This is a genomic window from Bacillus sp. OV166, from assembly GCF_900177675.1.
GTDB lineage: Bacteria > Bacillota > Bacilli > Bacillales > Cytobacillaceae > Neobacillus.
Genome location: NZ_FXWM01000001.1, coordinates 4,255,710 through 4,274,392, shown reverse-complemented (window position 1 = coordinate 4,274,392; position 18,683 = coordinate 4,255,710). Strand labels below are relative to the sequence as shown.

Sequence of the window (18,683 nt, the reverse complement as noted above, 5' to 3'; positions counted from 1 at the left end):
AACATAATATTAATATCTTTCAAAATACAAATATACTATTTAATAAAAGGAGAGAAAATCATGAACACAACAGAATTAAGCAAGGTTAAAGATTACAAACACGAACAATTTACAGATTTTTCAGTAGAGGAAAACAAAAAAGAATTTGAAGCGGCATTATCTTTTGTTAACTCACAGCTTGAGAAAGAATATCCGCTTATTATCGGAGGAAAACGCATTACTACTGAAGCGAAAATCGTCTCCATTAACCCAGCTAAAAAAGAAGAAGTCATTGGAAGAGTATCTAAAGCAGACCAAAAATTAGCTGAAAACGCGATGCAAGCTGCATTGACTTCATTCGAATCATGGAAAAAGGAGGATGCAGAAAATCGTGCAGAAATTCTTTTCCGTGCAGCCTCTATTATTCGCAAACGCAAACATGAATTCTCAAGCTACCTTGTAAAAGAGGCTGGAAAGCCATGGAGAGAAGCAGATGCCGATACAGCAGAAGCAATTGATTTTCTTGAATACTATGCCCGCCAAATGGTGGAATTAAAAGACGGTGCCCAAGTAAAAAGCAGTGAAGGAGAAGTAAATAGTTACAATTATATTCCTCTAGGAGTTGGAATCATTATTTCACCGTTTAACTTCCCTTTAGCAATCATGGCAGGAACAGCAGCTGCAGCTATAGTAGCCGGAAACACGATTCTATTAAAACCTTCTAACAATACACCAGTTGTTGCCGCGAAGTTCGTTGAAGTAATGGAAGAAGCTGGGCTGCCAGAGGGAGTTCTTAATTATATTCCAGGAAGTGGTGCGGAAGTAGGAGATTATCTTGTTGATCATCCGAAAACTCGCTTTGTATCATTTACTGGCTCCCGTGAAGTAGGCTGCCGCATTTATGAACGTGCAGCTAAGGTACATCCTGGTCAAATTTGGTTAAAGCGTGTGATTGCAGAAATGGGTGGAAAGGATACAGTAGTCGTTGATAAAGATGCAGATTTGGATCTTGCAGCATCTTCAATCGTATATTCTGCATTTGGGTTTTCAGGACAAAAATGTTCAGCTGGTTCTCGTGCAGTGGTACACCAGGATGTATATGATGAAGTACTTGAAAAAGCAGTGGCATTAACTAAAACATTAAAGCTTGGCAGCCCCGAAGACGTCGGCACTTATATGGGGCCAGTTATTGACGCTAATTCATACAAAAAGATTTCTAAGTATATTGAAATTGGCAGAGAAGAGGGCGTCCTGGTGACAGGTGGCAATACTGACGATTCTAAAGGTTACTTCATAGAGCCTACGATTTTCGCTGATGTGGACGAAAATGCACGATTAATGCAGGAAGAAATTTTTGGCCCTGTTCTAGCTTTCTGTAAGGCACGTGACTTTGATCATATGATGAAAATTGCGAATAACACCGATTACGGATTAACAGGTGCATTGCTTTCAAACAATAGGGAACACATCGAGCGTGCAAAACAGGAATTCAATGTTGGAAATCTTTACTTCAATCGCGGATGCACAGGAGCGATCGTTGGATACCAGCCATTCGGCGGATTTAACATGTCGGGAACGGACTCAAAAGCTGGAGGCCCTGACTATCTCATTTTGCATATGCAAGCGAAAACAATAAGCGAACGTTTGATTTAAAAAAGTCGTTAACCAAAATCTTGGGAGGTTAGGAAATGATCGCAGAAGTTTCGAAAAATATTTTTCTTCACGCTTCACAAAACAAATCATTAAATAAAGCAGCAAAAAAATGGGGATTACGGTTTGGTGCTTCTCAAGTGGTCGCGGGGGTTACCATCAAGAGCGCCATTGACACTGTTAAAAAACTAAATGAAAAAGGGTTAGTCTGTACTCTCGACCATTTAGGAGAATTTGTTTCGAGCAGAGAGGAAGCTATAGAAGCTACGGAATACAATGTAAGAACATTAGAAGCAATCTTCAGGGCTGGGGTAAATAGCAATCTATCAGTTAAAATGACCCAGCTTGGATTGGATATTGATAAAGAATTTTGCCTGGATAACATGCGTAGAATACTAGAAACAGCTAAAAAAACGAAGAATTTTGTCAGAATCGATATGGAAGATCATGCACATTGCCAGGTTACATTAGACATTCTAAGAGAACTTCGCGAAGACTTTGATAATGTGGGAACCGTGATACAAGCTTATTTAAATCGAGCCGAGCAGGATGTGACAGATTTAAAAGGAATTCCTCTCCGTCTCGTAAAGGGTGCTTATAAGGAATCTCCAGAAGTTGCAATTCAGGATAAAAACGAGATTGATGGAAATTACATGAGGATAATCAAAGAGCATTTGTTGAGCGGCACCTATACAGCAATTGCTACCCATGACCATAATATAATTGCTAAAGTAAAAGAATTTGCGAAAAAGAATAATATTTCAAATGATCAATTTGAATTTCAAATGCTGTATGGTTTTAGAACAGAAATGCAGCTCAGTTTAGTAAAAGAGGAATACAAAATGCGTGTATACATTCCATTTGGTGACGACTGGTTTGGTTACTTCATGCGTCGATTGGCAGAAAGACCGCAAAACGTAGCATTTGCCCTAAAAGGATTGTTTTCTAAATAAGGTAGGTGCCAGCACCATCCAGTAATTATCAACCTGTATTCTTTGAATCGTTTTTCAAAGATACAGGTTGTTTATTTTCTTCCGAAAATTTTTAAAAATACTGTTAATTTAAAAAATAATATGGTATTATGAAATTAAATACAGTATTACTTAAATAATTACGATATATTTTAAATGTTTTACTCGTTTGGGGGTCTTAAAATGGAAGAAGAAGTATCAAAGAAAATCAGAGAGTTACGGCTTGAAAAAAAACTCACACTTAAGGATTTAAGTGAGAAAACAGGCCTTTCAATCAGTTTTTTATCTCAAGTTGAACGTGCTGCATCTTCAATAGCTATTACATCATTGAAAAAATTAGCGGATGCATTCGATGTTCCTATAACTGATTTTTTCGAAGATTTTGCCAATAAAAATTATAAAGTAACAGTAGAAGAACAAAAACCATTTAGAATTGAGGGGGCAGGGGCGATCTATACCCGGCTCGGGGGGGAGTTTCCAGGAAGAGCAGTGGAACCTTTGTTAGTGACTTTTCCTCCTGGTGAGCCTAAAGAAAAAATTGTGACCCATCCAGGTGAAGAGTTCTATTACATTCTTGAGGGCGCTATGATCGTAACTGTGGAAGGAAAGGAATACATCTTAAAACCAGGTGATACCATTCACTTTCCATCGACTATCCCGCATTCCATTACGAATCCACTTGATCATGATGCAAAGGTCTTTTGTTTTGTAACGCCAGTCATTTTTTAAATGGCTTGCTCTATATAAAAATTATTTATTAAGATGGGTGGTTAAATCATGAGAGTAGCAACAGACATTGGCGGAACATTTACTGATTTAGTTTTTGTTGATCAACAAGGGAAAATTGGGGTTGCTAAAAGTCATACAACTCCCCCGAATTTTGAAAAAGGAGTTTTGGATGTTATTCGTGTAAGCGGTATCAATACAGAACAGTTGGAGACTTTTATTCATGGAACCACTGTCATTATTAATGCGTTAACTGAACGAAAAGGTGTGAAGACAGGATTAATTACAACTAAGGGATTTCGTGATGTGTTAGAGATAGCACGTGGAAATCGTCCTGATCTCTTCAATATCCAATATCAAAAACCTACTCCTTTTGTTCCGCGTTATTTACGACAAGAAGTAGAAGAACGTTTGAACTACAAAGGGGAAGTAATCCAAGCTTTAAATAAAGGACAAATAGAAGAAATTGTTCATTACTTTAAGAAAGAAAATGTGGAAGCGATTGCTGTTTCTTACCTGCATGCATATAGCAATCCATTACATGAAAAAGAAACAGTAGAGCTTATCAATGAATTATGGCCTGATGTTGCGGTTACTGCTTCCCACGAGGTAACAAGAGAGTGGAGGGAATATGAGCGCACTAGTACAACGGTATTAAACTCATATGTTAAACCTATTGCTTCTTCTTATGTCGATCGTCTTGAAAATGAATTAAATAAAGTTGGCAATAAATCTAACAAATATATTATGCAATCAAATGGCGGTACGACTACATTTGAGCAATCAAAGCAAACACCAATCAATATGGTAGAGTCAGGACCAGTTGCAGGAATTTATGGATCAGCTATCTTAGGAAAAATCCTTGGTGAAGAAAATATCATTGCCTTTGACATTGGTGGAACAACTGCGAAATGTTCTCTGATCGACGGCGGCGAAGTAAAGGTAACAACTGAGTATAATATTGAACGTACAGACCGTACTGCGGGTTATCCAATTAAAGTTCCAGTGGTCGATATAGTTGAAATCGGTAACGGTGGCGGTTCAATTGCCTGGATTGATGCTGGTGGATCTTTAAGGGTTGGTCCGCAATCAGCAGGAGCCTTGCCAGGACCTATCGCATATGGTAAAGGCGGAACAGAACCTACTACTACTGATGCGAATCTTGTGGTTGGACGGCTTTCACCGAAAAACTTCGATAACGCTGTCGATATGGAAAGCGTAAGAAACGCGATACAAAAAAAAATTGCTAACCATTTTGATACATCGGTTGACGAAGCAGCTCTTGGAATAATCCGAATTGCCAATTCCAATATGCTTAATGCACTAAAACTTATTTCGGTGAGAAAAGGCTATGATCCACGTGATTTCGCTTTAGTAGCATTTGGCGGGGGAGGTTCTATGCATGCTCCGGCACTTGCAAAAGAGCTTGGGGTACGAAAGGTTATTGTGCCAGTAGCAACTTCTGTGTTCTCAGCTTGGGGAATGCTAATGACAGATTTGCGTCATGACTACATCCAAACCTTTATTCGTCGAGTTGAAGGCATTGATTATGGAGAGCTTAATGGGACCCTGGCAAAACAGGAAACAGACGCTATTTCTCAGTATGATCAAGAAGGTGTAAAAAAGGAAAACGTTCTGTTCACTCGTTTTGTAGACTTACGCTATGTCGGTCAAGAGCATACCGTGAAAGTTCCAGTTCCTAACGGAGAAATAACTAAAGAAACAATGCAGCAAGTGATTCATAAGTTCCATGAAACACATGAGCAATTATATACATTTAAGTTGGAAGAGTCGCCAACTGAAATTGTTAACCTGCACTTAATAGCTCTTGGTTCAGTTAAGAAGCCTGAATTGGCTAAACTGGAAAATACCGGCGCATCTTTAGAAAGTGCATTAAAAGAAGTAAGACCAGTATTATATGAAGAGCATGGATGGATTGAAACAAAGGTATATGACAGAGCACAGCTAACACCAGATGCGGCTATTGAAGGGCCTGCCATTGTGGAAGAGTCATCTGCATCAACAGTTGTTTACCCTGGGCAATCGGTCACTGTTGACGTTTATGGCAATTTAATCATTGAGACGGGGGTATAAGACGATGGCAAATACAGTTGCACCAAAAGTAGATCCATTTACATTAGATATTGTTAAAGATTCATTAGTTGCGATTGGCGAAGAAATGTTTTATGCCTTAGCGCGTACTTCAATGAGTCCGATTATATATGAAGTTTTAGACTATGCGAGCGGTCTTATGGATTCTAAGGGCCAATTGCTAACACAAGGGAACGGAGTAACTGGCTTTATTGGGATGCTTTCTTTCATGGTTCGCGAAACAGTTGAAAGATACAATAAACCAGGTGATTTAAAACCGGGGGACATCATTTTGATTAATGATCCATATGGCGGGGGCGGCTCCCATTTATGTGATGTTGGATTGGTTATGCCGATCTTTTATCAAGGAGAGTTAATCGCTTTTTCCGCGAACAAAGCGCACTGGACAGAGGTTGGAGGAAAAGACGCTGGATCTATGTCTACCGATTCAACAGAGATCTATCAAGAAGGCCTGCAATTTCCTTGTATAAAATTATTTGACGAAGGGAAATTGAATCAGGCTGTAGTGGATATTATAGCTGCAAATGTCCGCTTTCCAGATCTTTCATTAGGGGATATGTGGGCTCAGGTAGCTGCACTGAAAACAGGTGAACGACGAGTCCAAGAATTGTGTGATAAGTATAAAAAAGATACTGTGCTTAACTCTATTAATTATCTTTTAGAGCATGGTGAACAATTAGCACTTAAAGCTTTAAAAGAAATACCGAAGGGTACGTATGAAGCAGTCGATTATATCGATGATGATGGTATTGAAGAAGGTCCATTCCGAGTACAGGTGAAGGTGTCGATTACCGATGATCAGTTTATTTGTGACTTCCGTGGCAGCCATCCGCAAGTGACTGGTTCAATCAATACTACTTATACGGGTTTAGTTTCTGCTGTCCGCACTGTATATCTTGCCGTAACCAATCCTTCTCAAGATGTAAATGATGGATCATTCCGCCCGCTTCATGTTATTACCGATAAAGGCTCGATCTTTAATGCGATGCGCCCAGCCCCTGTTTCGATGTATTGGGAGTCGATGTTATTTGGAACAGACTTAATTTGGAAAGCGTTAGCCCCGGTTGTACCTGAACGTTTATCTGCAGGCCATTTCTTATCAGTGTGTGTAGCGATTCTTTCAGGTAAACATCAAGATACGGATGAGCGTTTCTTGATTGTTGAACCATCTGTTGGTGGATGGGGAGGAGCAGAAGGCGCGGATGGAGCTTCCGGTCAATTCTGTATCCTGGATGGGGAAACCTTCAATATCCCCGTAGAAGTGTGCGAAACAAGAAATGGTGTTTTAGTTGATGAGTATAGCCTATCTACTGATGGAGCTGGTGCAGGTGAATTTCGCGGTGGTCAGGGTGTTATCCGTTCTTACCGTGCTTTAACAGATAATCAGGTCTTTACCGCATCCTTTGGTCGCCATAAATATGATGTATGGGGAGCAGAAGAAGGAAAAGATGGTTCTAATAATTATTTTGAGATTGTAAAAGCGAACGGTGAAGTCGACGGACCATATGGTAAGTATAATCAATATCCGTTAAATAAAAATGATGTTGCCCGCCTTGTAACAGCATCGGGTGGCGGATACGGTGACCCGCTGAAACGACCGGTTGAGAAGGTGGTTAGCGACGTGAAAAATGAGTATATCACTGTCGAGCAAGCAAAAAATGATTATGGGGTAATCCTTGATGCATCAACTATAGAAGTAAAAGAACTATCTCTAGAACGTCTAGCAAAGGAGGCGAAATAAATGAATGTAATTACATTAGAGGATGTGGCTAAGGAAGACCGCCCGGGAATAACAATGAAAACACTATTTGATGAATCCATAATTGAAGGGGCCCGTGCTTCGATCGGCACGGTTTCCGTTCCAGCAGGTGCCCGGATTCCACTCCGAGGAACGGGTTCACATGAGCAAGATGAATACGCTATTTTTTTAAAAGGCTCCATTTTAACCATGAGTGGTGGAAAAGAATACCGAGTTTCGGCGGGACAAGCCACCTTTATTCCCCATGGCGAAGAACACTGGGCCTATAACGACGGACAAGAAGATTGCGAACTTGTTTGGGTACTGGTTAACAGATAACCATTATTTCATAAGAATATATAATAACATTCACACTCGATGAGTATTTGCAGATAGAAAGCCTTGCATTTTTTATAAAAAAGCAGGGCTTTCTATCTATGTAATTTTTAACTAGAATTTGAGGAGGCGTATTCATTGTCATATCAAAACCGTATCCATAAAGTACAAAAACAATTAGAAGAATTAAATCTAGAGGCTGTTGTAGTTACCTCACCACCGAATTTTTTCTATTTTAGCGGGACATGGCTGGACTCCCATGAAAGATTGCAGGCGATTGTCATACCTAAAGCTGGAAAGCCAACCATGATCGTTCATGAAATGTCAAAAGAAGAAGTCAGTTTCAATGGAATTTTTGAAAACGCTTTCTGGAAGGATGGAGAGAATTCATTGGAGTTATTGGCAAGTATTCTTCCACTAAATGGAACCGTATCAATCGATAATCTATGGCCAAGTCAAAACCTACTTAAGCTTATACAATTGAAAAATCAATTATCGTTTGTTGAAAGTACGCAAGTAATTGGTAAATCAAGACTAAATAAAGACTCTCAAGAATTCGAATTACTGAAGAGATCAGGCGCAATCGCGGATAATGTATTACAACAAGTAATTGATTACCTTCGACCTGGACTTACCGAGAAAGAGGTAGCGGATGAGATTAAGCGCCTTTTTGCCTTGCAAGGAGTTGAAACACTGTCCTTTAATCCCATTGTAGGTTCTGGGAAAAACGGAGCGATCCCACATCATCAATCAGATGAAACTTCTATTGCCGCTGGAGATATGGTTGTCATTGATATGGGTGGAATTAAAGACCACTATTGTTCAGACATAACCCGAACGGTATTAGTAGGGGGAGAACCTACTGACGAAATGTTGAAAGTCTATGAAATAGTGAAACAGGCACAGGAAGCAGCCGTTAAGGCTGTAAGACCAGGGGTACCTTTAAAGAATATTGACAAGGCAGCAAGAGATATTATCAGTAATGCCGGATATGGGGAATATTTTACTCATCGTACTGGCCATGGCTTAGGAATAGAAGTTCACGAAGAACCATTTGTGACTTCAAACAACGAACAGCTTTTAGAAGAAGGAATGGTCATTAGCATTGAGCCAGGCATTTATTTAAGTGGTAATTTTGGTGTTAGAATCGAGGATATCGTTTTTGTGACTGATGATGGCTGCGAAAGACTGAATATTCTTACTAAAAATTTCGTTCATACTGGGAAAAAAGAAGCTTTGGGCAGTGAAAAGGCATAACTAGATTTTGAGATTTGAATTAAATGCAGTACCTCTTAAAAATATAGCACGAAAAGGAGCTGTTTTTGTGACGCGATATCGTTTAGGGATAGATATAGGGGGAACATTTACGGATTTAGTTCTTTATGACAAGCAAGAAGCGAAATATCAAACAGAGAAAATTTTAACCACTCCAAAGAACCTGTCAGATGGTGTATTGGAGGGTATGAAAAATCTAGTTGAGGACTTTAGTGAAATCGATTACTTCGTACATGGAACAACAGCAGGACTTAATGCTTTTCTCGAACGAAAGGGATCGAATGTAGCCTTAATTGTCACTGAAGGCTTTAGGGATATTTATGAAATAGGCCGTGCGAATCGTCCTGATATGTATAGCATTACATATAGAAAACCGGAACCTCTAGTAAAGCGCCGTAACGTTTTTGAGGTAAAGGAAAGAGTCTTAGCTGACGGTACAGTCGAGACAAATCTAGACTTTAACCATTTGGATGAAGTGGTCAATCAAATTATCGAAAAAGGATTTAACTCCGTTTCGGTAAGTCTTTTACACTCATACAAAAACCCAGAAAATGAAACAAAAGTAAAAGAGTTTATTAAACAAAAAGCACCTCACATTTCAGTATCGCTATCGCATGAAATTGCTCGTGAATGGCGTGAGTACGAACGTACTAGTACGACGGTGATCAATGCCTATGTGGCACCGATTGTTGAAAACTATCTTGCTAGTCTAGAAGAAAGGACGGGGCAAGGAGGGTTAGAAGGAGACTTATATATTATGCAATCCAATGGCGGGGTGATGACATCTGGGGTTGCAAAGAAAATGCCAATCCAAACGCTTATGTCCGGTCCGGTCGGGGGTGCAATCGGAAGTATTAGCCTTGGGAAACTCACAGACTATAAGAACCTAATTTGTGTCGATATGGGAGGAACCAGTTTTGATGTAAGTCTGGTCATTGATGGAGAACCAGATGTTACGTCGGAAACTAGTCTAGAAGAGTTTCCTATTCTTACACCAATGGTTAATATTCACACAATTGGGGCGGGTGGTGGTTCTATTGCCTGGATCGAGGGCGGGGGATTACGTGTAGGTCCAAAAAGTGCAGGAGCAGACCCAGGTCCTGCCTGTTATGGAAATGGAGGTACTCAAGCAACTGTAACGGACGCCAACCTAGTGTTAGGACGTCTGGATGAGGAAGGGTTTCTTGGCGGGAACATGAGATTAGACCGAGATGCTTCCTATCGAGCTGTTAAGCAAATTGCTGACCAGCTAGGTTTAGGAGTACTAGAAACAGCAGAAGGGATTTGTGATATTGCCAATGCAAAAATGGCGGACGCCATTCGTACGTTAACAGTAAGCAAAGGGATTGACCCACGTGATTTCGCGCTTGTCGCATTTGGTGGAGCGGGTCCGATGCACGCCGTGTTAATCGCCGATCTTCTTGGAATTACGAAAATCCTTGTCCCAACAGTTGCTGGCACTTTCTCGGCTTGGGGCATGCTTCAGACAGATATCCGTCATGATGCAGTAAGAACGTTTGTAGCTGTTTTAGATCGAAGCGATAAAAAGATGATGAGTGATCTTTATACTGAGATGGAGCAAGAAACCATTAACATTTTAGCTCAACAAAAAGTGAATAAGAAAGATATGTCGTTCCAACGTACAGTTGATATTCGCTACGTTGGCCAGGAATACACAGTCAATGTTCCTTTAAATGTTGAAATAAATGAACACAAGTCAATGGTCCAGCTAGCTGGTCTCTTCCATGAGATGCATGGGAAAATCTATGGCCATAACAATCCTGATGGAATAATAGAGGCCGTCAATTTACGTATCACTGGCTACGGAAAGCTAGAAAAAGAGAATGATACAGGAAGTGAAACCTCGATTAAAACGGATACAGATATCGTAACCAGAACAAACAAACAAGTCATCTGGAATGGGCAGGAAAAAAATACCCCAGTCCTTACGACAGCTTATTTGCAGTATGGCCACCAATTTTTTGGACCTGCGATTGTAGAAGATCCTAGAACCACAACAGTTATCCCTGGGGGATATCGAGTTGAAGTGGATCGGTCAGGTAACCTTGAAATTACGAAGGAGGTAGTTTAAACATATGGATGCTAAAACTGTAATGAAAACAGGTAAATTTTTAGAAAATCCAATTACAACGGAAATCATTCGGAATGCACTAATTTCGGCCGCACATGAAATGAATGCGAGTTTGGCAAGAAGTTCCTTTTCTCCGATCATATATGAAATGAAGGATTGCAGCGTTGGTATTTTTAATAAAAACGCAGAATTGCTGGGTCAATCAGCAGGACTTCCAATCTTTTTAGGAAATTTAGATGAGTGTATAAAAATCGTTACCGCTTCGATTGGTGGGGTTGAAAGATATCAGCCAGGTGATGTCTATATCATGAATGATTCTTATCTAACTGGTACTCATCTTAATGATATTACAGTAATTTCACCCGTTTTTTATGATGATGAACTGATCGGTTTTACCGCGAATCGTGCCCACTGGCTTGATGTAGGTGCCCAGGATCCAGGTTTCTCCATGGATGCTACAGAAATCTACCAGGAAGGAGTACGTATTCCGCCTACAAAAATATACGATGCTGGTCAGGCTCGTAAAGATGTTATTAATCTTATTATTTCTAACAGCCGTTTTCGCGATGCTGCATTAGGGGATCTTAATGCTCAAATTGCTGCCTGCCGTACCGGAGAGAAACGTTTTCATGAGATCATCAGCCGATTTGGTTTAGAAAAAGTAAACCGCTCCATTCGGGATATTTTCAAGCAATCTGAACTTTTAGACCGCAAAATGATTGCGAGGATTGCTGATGGAGTTTATGAGGCGGAAGGTTGTTTGGACAATGATGGAGTGTCCGATGAACCAGTACCAGTAAAAGTAAAAGTAACCGTTGAAGGGGAAAATATTACGATCGATCTCACTGGCTCCAGCGAACAAGTTAGAGGAATGACCAACTGTGGATTGGCTCAAACGATCTCAGCCTGCCGGGTAGCTTTTAAAGAACTTATCAGCCCCGATGCACCTGTCACCGGAGGGAATTTTAAAACATTAAATGTTGTGGTACCAGAAAGAACGATCTTTAGTGCGCAAGAGCCGGCAGCGTGTGTTTGGTATTTTTCTGCACTAGGCCTGCTCATCGATCTTGTGGTTAAAGCCTTATCTCCAGCTCTTAAGGAAAGAAGTGCGGGTGCACATTACGGGGATTCGATGATCATAACGTTTTCAGGGATTGACCCGCGCCGTAACACGCCGTTCTTAAACGTAGAAGCTACGGCAGGCGGCTGGGGAGGCTTTGCTGCTAATGACGGCCAATCCGGTTTAATCAATAATGTTAATGGCGATTTCAAGAACCTGCCTATTGAGGTTCTTGAAGATAAGTATCCTTTTAAAGTAACCACCTATGGCTTTAGACAGAATTCTGGGGGACCTGGAAAGAACCGAGGAGGTCTCGGAATTATTAGAGGCTACGAAGTTTCTGCAGATGAAGCTTTTTTATACCTTTGGTTAGAGCGTTCAAAAACACCTGCCTGGGGACTTTTTGATGGTAAAGAGGCAGCATCACCAGAAGTAACTATTTTAAGTGGGGAAAAAGAAGAAAATGCCCTGAAATTAAATGCTAAACCGATGAACAATGGAGACAAGGTCATTGTGAAAACGGGTGGAGGCGGCGGATTTGGGCATCCGTTTGAACGGGAAGCCTTTCGTGTGCTTGAAGATGTTATCGATGGATACATCGACCGACAAACTGCGTTTGTGCAGTACGGTGTCGTAATTAAGGAAGACGTTTTAGAAGTGGACGAACAAGAAACCATTATGTATCGCCAAAGAAACAAAATAGGTTAAGAGGTGAAATATGCGCCAAATATTAATCAAATTTGAAAACGGGGAAAGTTTCCCGGCAACATTACTAGAAGATAAGGCCCCCCAAACGTGTCAAATCGTTTGGGAGGCACTTCCCATATCGCAGACAGTAAGGCATTCACGCTGGTCAGGCCGTGAAGTAAATTTTGAAATTTCATCTACTTCTATGCCAAAACGAGAAAACCAAACCATCTCTACTAGTGTAGGGGAAATTGTCTACTGGAGAGATTGGGCGCTTGAGTCTGAACCGGACGTTTTAGAAGTTTTAGCTATTTACTATGGTGCAGAACATACACGGAGCCACAAAGGGGATGAACCGGTTAACGTTTTTGCCCAGGTTGATTTTACTTATCTGGATCTTTTACAAAAAGTTGGTGAACGTATCTGGTTAGATGGTACTGAAAGAGTTACTTTTACGAGATTAAAAGACTAAAAGGGCGAAATTAAATTAATATTAAAAATAATTATTTTTTTCAAAAATAATTATGCTATTACTTTAATATTTATGGTAATATGATAAAAAAAGATAGTTATTATTCTGAATTTTTAAATATTGGAGGAAAAAAAATGGCTAGTAAGAGAATTTTGTTTATTAATCCATTGCACACAGACGTTTTTGATGAAGAATTTAGAACACAATTTGAACGTTATAAAAGTCCGGACACAGTGGTGGATGTTGTTTCTTTTGCCGGACCAGGGCCGATCCACGTGGAGTATAACTGCTATGAAGCGATGGTCATTCCAGAGTTGATCAGGACTGTGAAAAAGGCGGAAGAGGACGGTTATGACGCGGCAATTCTCGGCTGTTTTTATGATCCCGCTTTAAGAGCATGCAGAGAAGTTGCTGAAAAAATGGTTGTTACCGCACCTGCTGAAGCTGCTTTGCACATTGCCACAACGCTTGGAGAAAATTTCTCGATTCTTGTGGGCAGAAAAAAATGGATTCCGGAAATGAAAGAAAATGTCCACAAATATGGCTTTGCACATAAATTGGCGTCATTTAAATCGCTTGAGCTCGGGGTGCATGATTTCCAGAAGGATCCTGAAGAAACAAAGAGAAGAATCAGGGCGGCAGCGAATGAAGCGATCGAGAAAGATGGGGCAGATGTCATTGTATTAGGCTGTACAGGAGAGTTTGGTTTCTTTGAATCATTGCAACAAGAATTAGGCGTGCCAGTCATTGACGCGAGCTGTGCGCCATTTAAATACGCAGAATTTTTAGTAGAAATAAAACAAAAATTATCCTGGACCCACAGCAAAAAGGTAGGGTATCAATCTCCTCCGGAAAAGGAGGTGGAGGCGTTTAACTTATATAATCAGGTTTTAAATAAGAATTAGTTTTATCATTATGAATAGGGGAGTGGGTTAAATGGAAGTGGTAGCTTCTGCTAAGTCTCAAGAGAAAACTGTTGAAGTTGGTACTTTTTTTGAAAACATGCCATTTACAAAAAAACATCGGTTTGTAGGGGTAGCGCTATTTATGGCGTTTGTAATCGAGGCATGGGAAATGATGATTATCATTATGATTAGTGGAGCTATCGCCGCTGAATTTTCTTTAACTCCTGTCCAAGTAGGTTCCCTTATTGGTGCAATTTTCTTAGGTATGATTCCGGGGACATATGTGTGGGGGATTATTGGAGATAAAATCGGACGAAAGAAAACGATTATTTACAGCTTACTCTTATATGGAGTGGTTTCAGCTGTCAGTGCATTTTCACCCAATTTTGAAACACTTTACACATTGCGCTTATTATCCGGTTTTTCCTTGGGTGGTGTACTGGCTTGTATCTTTCCTTATTACGAAGAAATGCTCCCAGTTAAACAGCGTGGTAAAGCAGCCGTATATTTATCAGCAGGATGGCCAATTGGTACATTAATTGCCCTTGGAATAACTCGTTTAACAATGGATGTGGAAGGGATATTGGGCGGTTGGAGAGCAATTATTTTTATTAGTTCGCTAGCTGGATTATGGGCTTTCGTTATTAAAAAAATTCCTGAATCTCCTTACTGGCTTGCAGGAAAGGGAAGAACAGAGGAAGCCAAGCAAATTATTTCTGATTTAAGTGAAGGTAAAACACTGGTTAGTCAGGATACAGAATTATTTGTCTCTAAAGTAAAACAAGGTAGTATCTTTGAAATTTTCAAAACGAAAATGATAAAAACAACAGCATTACAAACAATCGTCAATTTCTGTTTCTCTTTTGGATATTGGGGATTGTATACTTGGATTCCAACATTATTACAACAAAAGGGCTTATCAATGGGACAAAGCTTAGGTTTCGTTGCATTATCAGCCGTAGCACAGATTCCTGGGTATATCGTAGCTGCACACCTAACTAGTAAATTCGGACGTAAAAAAGTCATGTTTGCTTTCGTATTATTTGCATCAATCTTTGGATTTGCATTTGCGTATTCTTCGAGTGTATTCCAACTATATGCATTCAACTTCGCTTTAGGATTCTTTAGCTTAGGGGCATGGGGCGTTTGGAACACATGGTTTGGTGAAATCTATCCAACAAATGTACGTGGTGTAGGATATAGCTGGGGTGTTGGCGGACAACGTTGGGCTAACACGGTGGCTCCATCGTTAATCGGTTTTGTAATTGGATTAGGCTGGGTATTTGGAGCAACAGTTTCTTTTATTCAGGTTTTCATGGTTATTACACTGATTACAATCCTATTTATTAGAGAAACGGAAGGCGAAATCTTACATTAACATTAAAAAAGTTTAATCCATTTAAATATTAAGCAGATAAAATGTTTATTACTTAGGCTTCACCTTAACTAATTTAATAGATTTGGTGGAGCCTTTTTCTAAAATAAAATCAACAGAATAATGGATTAATAGGAAATATATAACGAGGAGGAAAACATATGTCAGAGCAAATCAGGATTGGTTTTGATGTCGGTGGGACTTTTACCGATGGTGTTTTAATGAGAGGCAAAGAAGTTGTTTCGAAAACAAAGTCATTAACCACAGAAGATATTACAACAGGGATTATAAATGCATTGGATTTATTGTTAAAAAATAGCCAAGTAGATGTTTCTAAAATAGAAATGGTTTCCCTTGGAACTACCCATACAACGAATGCCATAATTGAAAGACGCAAACTTGATAAAGTAGGTATTTTCCGCATTGGGGCACCTGCGACAACTGCGATACCGCCAATGACCGGGTGGCCAGAAGATTTAATCGCTGCTTTAGGTGGTAAAGAACATGTACATATCATTCGAGGTGGATCTGAATATAACGGTAAGGACATAGTCCCTTTAGATGAAAAAGCCATTATGGATGCAGCGAAAGCAATGAAAGGGAAGGTAGGATCGGTAGCCATTACTGGTGTATTTTCACCAATCATACCAAAACACGAAGACCGTGCAATGGAAATCGTAAGGGATTACCTTGGTGAAGAGGTGTTCATTACTCAATCCCATAAAATCGCATCCATCTCTTTACTAGAAAGAGAAAACTCAACGATCTTAAACGCTTCCGTTAAATCGGTTATGAAACGTGCCGTTGAAGCATTCAAACAAGCGGTGGCAGATCGAAATATCAATGCAAAGCTATTTGTGGTTCAAAACGATGGAAGTGTAATGAACGCTGATCATGCAGTAGAGTATCCAATCTTTACAGTAGCTTCGGGACCAGCTGCTTCTGTTCGTGGAGCCGTGTACTTATCAGGTATCCAAAATGGGGCGGTCGTGGATGTGGGTGGAACCTCAACTGATGTAGCCTATATTGTAAATGGTTTTCCAAGAGAATCCTCTATCACTGTAAATATCGGTGGAGTAAAAACAAATGTACGCTGTCCTGACCTTTTGTCCATTGCTCTGGGCGGTGGAACGATTATCAAAACTCAACAGGATAAAGTCATTGGTTTGGGACCTGAAAGCGTGGGATATAACCTTGTCAAACTAGGTAAATCATTCGGCGGTCCTATTTTAACCGTACATGATATTGCTGTGGCAACAGGACGTTTAAACAGCAAACTTGAGATTTTTGATACCAATTATGTTACGAACATAGCTGCAATAAATTCATTATCAGCATCCTTAGTAAAGGAAGCGAACGCTAGAATTAAGGAACGTGTTGAGATTGCCATTGACCAGATGAAAACTGAATCGGGGTTAATACCTGCTATCTTTATTGGCGGGGGAGCCTTAGCTGTTCCGCAGCATAATATTGAAGGAACTACTGAGGTGGTCCTTCCGAATCATTTTGAAGTGGGCGGCGCAATTGGAACAACGATCGCGGAAATTGGAGCTTCTGCAGAATTGGCCGTTGACCTTGCAGTTGAAAACCGAAATGATGCCATCGACCGTGTTGTTGCCTTAGCTAAGAAAAATGCGCAAGAAGCTGGAGCCATTGCTGGAACAGAGGAAATTTTAGATGTGGAAGAAATTCCGTTTGCTTACATGCCAGGAAAGAAACAAAAGGTCAGAGTACGGGTTAAGGGCAAAGTATTTGCTTAAAACAGTGAGGAGGGAAACCATGAGTGTTTATGACATTTTAGAAGATTGGGGTATTACCAATTATCGGGTAATCGACAAGAAAAGCATTGAAGAAATTACGCTAGGGGCTTCTATTTTAGCCACTGGTGGTGGAGGAGATCCGGAAATCGGACTGCTATGGGCCTATAAAGTTTTAGATGAAGGCAAAGATATTGTTATGATTGACCCACTAGATATTCCAGATGATATTTTAGTGGCGAGCCCTGCTTGTTTAGGAGCAGCCCTAGTGTTAACGGAAAAGCCGCCTAATGAAGACGTTTTGAATAAAGCGGTTTCCACATTGGAAGCCTATATGGGCAAAAAACTACAAGCAACAATCCCACTTGAGTGTGGAGGGGTAAACTCCATTGTTGCTTATGCTGTTGCAGCAGAATTGGGATTGCCTGTGATCGATGTAGATGGAATGAATCGTGCCTTCCCTGAGTTGCAAATGACTTCATGGGCTACTCAAGGGGTGCACGCATCCCCAACAGTTTCTACCGATGACCGTATGAACACAACGGTGATTGATACACAGGATGATGATCTGATGGCAGAGTCGATTGCACGAAAAGTAGCGATGTCTTATGGCGGAATTTCCTGGGTAGCCACCTACGCAATGTCTGGAGCTGATGTGAAAAGAACCTCCATCTTAAACTCCCAAAGTATTGCATGGGATGTAGGGAAAGCCGTCATGGAAGCCAGAAAGAGCCACAATGACCCAGTTGAACAAATTTTAACTAGTATTAAAAATACTAGAAATATTCAAGGCCACCGAGTATTCAATGGGAAAATCGTCGATATTCAAAGAGAATTTGGTGGTGAGATGAACAAAGGATTCTCACTTGGAAAAGTGATAATGGAAGGTATTGGAGACTGCAAAGGACAAAGAGCTGAATTGGATTTTCAAAATGAATGGTTAAATTTAAGGGTGGATAACGAACTAAAATGTGTTACACCGGATCTCATTGCAATCCTTGATATTGAAACAGGTGAGCCGATTCGTACGGACATTATGAAATACGGCTACCGTGGCTCGATTATTCTTATACCGGCTCATGAACGGATGAGAACAGAAAAAGGTCTTGAGACATTCGGTCCTCGCTATTTTGGATATGACTTTGATTATGTTCCCGTTGAAAAGTTAATGGCAAAACAGGGGGTAAAATAATGGAAACGCAATTGCTTCAAACCAAACTAGAAGATCAAGATATTAAGTTAGTTTTAAAGACGATTGTCAATCAGCCTTATATCGAAAGAAAAGAATTAGCAGACAAGCTCGGATATTCTGTGGAGCAGGTCGATGAAATTTGCCAATCGTTTATTGATTCTTTCGTTATTCTTGAGTTGGCAAGTCAGGCAACCTCTAACATTGAGTCTCGTGTCCCAAGAAAAGTGTATTTAATCAATCCAGAGTTGGAGCAGACCATTAGAGAATTAATATAAAAACATATGATCAGACATAATGCTGGTGAAACCATGAATACGTTGTTCATTCTTAAAGAGAATAACCCATGATTTCACCAG

At 40.2% G+C, this 18,683-nt stretch carries 15 protein-coding genes; all 15 read left to right on the top strand.

The genetic code is table 11. The annotated features are described in order from the left end of the window. Positions 1–60 precede the first annotated feature (60 nt). Entirely contained in the window at positions 61–1,632 is a 1,572-nt protein-coding gene (gene pruA / locus CCK98_RS20915; RefSeq protein WP_088088348.1) for an L-glutamate gamma-semialdehyde dehydrogenase, read from the top strand. 35 nt (positions 1,633–1,667) lie between these two features. Continuing rightward, positions 1,668–2,582 (top strand): proline dehydrogenase family protein, encoded by a 915-nt coding sequence (locus CCK98_RS20910; protein ID WP_088088347.1) that lies wholly within the window; start codon positions 1,668–1,670, stop codon positions 2,580–2,582. Between the two features lie 201 nt (positions 2,583–2,783). Beyond that, positions 2,784–3,329 (top strand): helix-turn-helix domain-containing protein, encoded by a 546-nt coding sequence (locus CCK98_RS20905; RefSeq protein ID WP_088088346.1) that lies wholly within the window; start codon positions 2,784–2,786, stop codon positions 3,327–3,329. Between the two features lie 48 nt (positions 3,330–3,377). Continuing rightward, positions 3,378–5,420 carry a hydantoinase/oxoprolinase family protein gene (locus tag CCK98_RS20900; protein ID WP_088088345.1) on the top strand — a complete coding sequence of 681 codons (2,043 nt, stop codon included), beginning with the start codon at positions 3,378–3,380 and terminating at the stop codon, positions 5,418–5,420. Between the two features lie 4 nt (positions 5,421–5,424). Further along, positions 5,425–7,179 (top strand): hydantoinase B/oxoprolinase family protein, encoded by a 1,755-nt coding sequence (locus CCK98_RS20895; protein WP_088088344.1) that lies wholly within the window; start codon positions 5,425–5,427, stop codon positions 7,177–7,179. Further along, positions 7,180–7,515 carry a cupin domain-containing protein gene (locus CCK98_RS20890; protein ID WP_088088343.1) on the top strand — a complete coding sequence of 112 codons (336 nt, stop codon included), beginning with the start codon at positions 7,180–7,182 and terminating at the stop codon, positions 7,513–7,515. Positions 7,516–7,650: 135 nt separating this feature from the next. Beyond that, on the top strand, positions 7,651–8,769 hold the full coding sequence (locus CCK98_RS20885) for a Xaa-Pro peptidase family protein (RefSeq protein ID WP_088088342.1): 1,119 nt from the start codon (positions 7,651–7,653) through the stop codon (positions 8,767–8,769). A gap of 67 nt (positions 8,770–8,836) precedes the next feature. Then, positions 8,837–10,879 (top strand): hydantoinase/oxoprolinase family protein, encoded by a 2,043-nt coding sequence (locus CCK98_RS20880; protein ID WP_088088341.1) that lies wholly within the window; start codon positions 8,837–8,839, stop codon positions 10,877–10,879. A 4-nt stretch (positions 10,880–10,883) separates the two neighbouring features. Further along, positions 10,884–12,647 carry a hydantoinase B/oxoprolinase family protein gene (locus tag CCK98_RS20875; protein WP_256942424.1) on the top strand — a complete coding sequence of 588 codons (1,764 nt, stop codon included), beginning with the start codon at positions 10,884–10,886 and terminating at the stop codon, positions 12,645–12,647. 10 nt (positions 12,648–12,657) lie between these two features. Then, complete coding sequence (locus CCK98_RS20870; protein WP_088088340.1) at positions 12,658–13,098, top strand: DUF3830 family protein; 441 nt, start codon at positions 12,658–12,660, stop codon at positions 13,096–13,098. A gap of 134 nt (positions 13,099–13,232) precedes the next feature. Beyond that, complete coding sequence (locus tag CCK98_RS20865; protein WP_088088339.1) at positions 13,233–14,003, top strand: aspartate/glutamate racemase family protein; 771 nt, start codon at positions 13,233–13,235, stop codon at positions 14,001–14,003. 31 nt (positions 14,004–14,034) lie between these two features. Next, a complete protein-coding gene (locus CCK98_RS20860) occupies positions 14,035–15,381 on the top strand; it encodes an MFS transporter (protein WP_088088338.1) in 1,347 nt (448 codons plus the stop codon). Positions 15,382–15,539: 158 nt separating this feature from the next. Next, the gene (locus CCK98_RS20855) at positions 15,540–17,138 is read left to right on the top strand and encodes a hydantoinase/oxoprolinase N-terminal domain-containing protein (protein WP_088088337.1); all 1,599 of its coding nucleotides are present in this window, start codon (positions 15,540–15,542) and stop codon (positions 17,136–17,138) included. Between the two features lie 19 nt (positions 17,139–17,157). Beyond that, a complete protein-coding gene (locus tag CCK98_RS20850; protein WP_088088336.1) occupies positions 17,158–18,327 on the top strand; it encodes a DUF917 domain-containing protein in 1,170 nt (389 codons plus the stop codon). Continuing rightward, complete coding sequence (locus tag CCK98_RS20845; RefSeq protein ID WP_088088335.1) at positions 18,327–18,602, top strand: hypothetical protein; 276 nt, start codon at positions 18,327–18,329, stop codon at positions 18,600–18,602. Before CCK98_RS20850 ends, CCK98_RS20845 begins: the two co-directional genes overlap by 1 nt. The last annotated feature ends 81 nt before the right edge of the window (positions 18,603–18,683 follow it).

Excerpts from the sequence above, each read along its gene's own strand:
- pruA (WP_088088348.1), top strand. The coding sequence starts at position 61 with ATGAACACAACAGAATTAAGCAAGGTTAAAGATTACAAACACGAACAA.
- CCK98_RS20910 (WP_088088347.1), top strand. The coding sequence starts at position 1,668 with ATGATCGCAGAAGTTTCGAAAAATATTTTTCTTCACGCTTCACAAAAC.
- CCK98_RS20905 (WP_088088346.1), top strand. The coding sequence starts at position 2,784 with ATGGAAGAAGAAGTATCAAAGAAAATCAGAGAGTTACGGCTTGAAAAA.
- CCK98_RS20900 (WP_088088345.1), top strand. The coding sequence starts at position 3,378 with ATGAGAGTAGCAACAGACATTGGCGGAACATTTACTGATTTAGTTTTT.
- CCK98_RS20895 (WP_088088344.1), top strand. The coding sequence starts at position 5,425 with ATGGCAAATACAGTTGCACCAAAAGTAGATCCATTTACATTAGATATT.
- CCK98_RS20890 (WP_088088343.1), top strand. The coding sequence starts at position 7,180 with ATGAATGTAATTACATTAGAGGATGTGGCTAAGGAAGACCGCCCGGGA.
- CCK98_RS20875 (WP_256942424.1), top strand. The coding sequence starts at position 10,884 with ATGGATGCTAAAACTGTAATGAAAACAGGTAAATTTTTAGAAAATCCA.
- CCK98_RS20870 (WP_088088340.1), top strand. The coding sequence starts at position 12,658 with ATGCGCCAAATATTAATCAAATTTGAAAACGGGGAAAGTTTCCCGGCA.
- CCK98_RS20865 (WP_088088339.1), top strand. The coding sequence starts at position 13,233 with ATGGCTAGTAAGAGAATTTTGTTTATTAATCCATTGCACACAGACGTT.
- CCK98_RS20860 (WP_088088338.1), top strand. The coding sequence starts at position 14,035 with ATGGAAGTGGTAGCTTCTGCTAAGTCTCAAGAGAAAACTGTTGAAGTT.
- CCK98_RS20855 (WP_088088337.1), top strand. The coding sequence starts at position 15,540 with ATGTCAGAGCAAATCAGGATTGGTTTTGATGTCGGTGGGACTTTTACC.
- CCK98_RS20850 (WP_088088336.1), top strand. The coding sequence starts at position 17,158 with ATGAGTGTTTATGACATTTTAGAAGATTGGGGTATTACCAATTATCGG.
- CCK98_RS20845 (WP_088088335.1), top strand. The coding sequence starts at position 18,327 with ATGGAAACGCAATTGCTTCAAACCAAACTAGAAGATCAAGATATTAAG.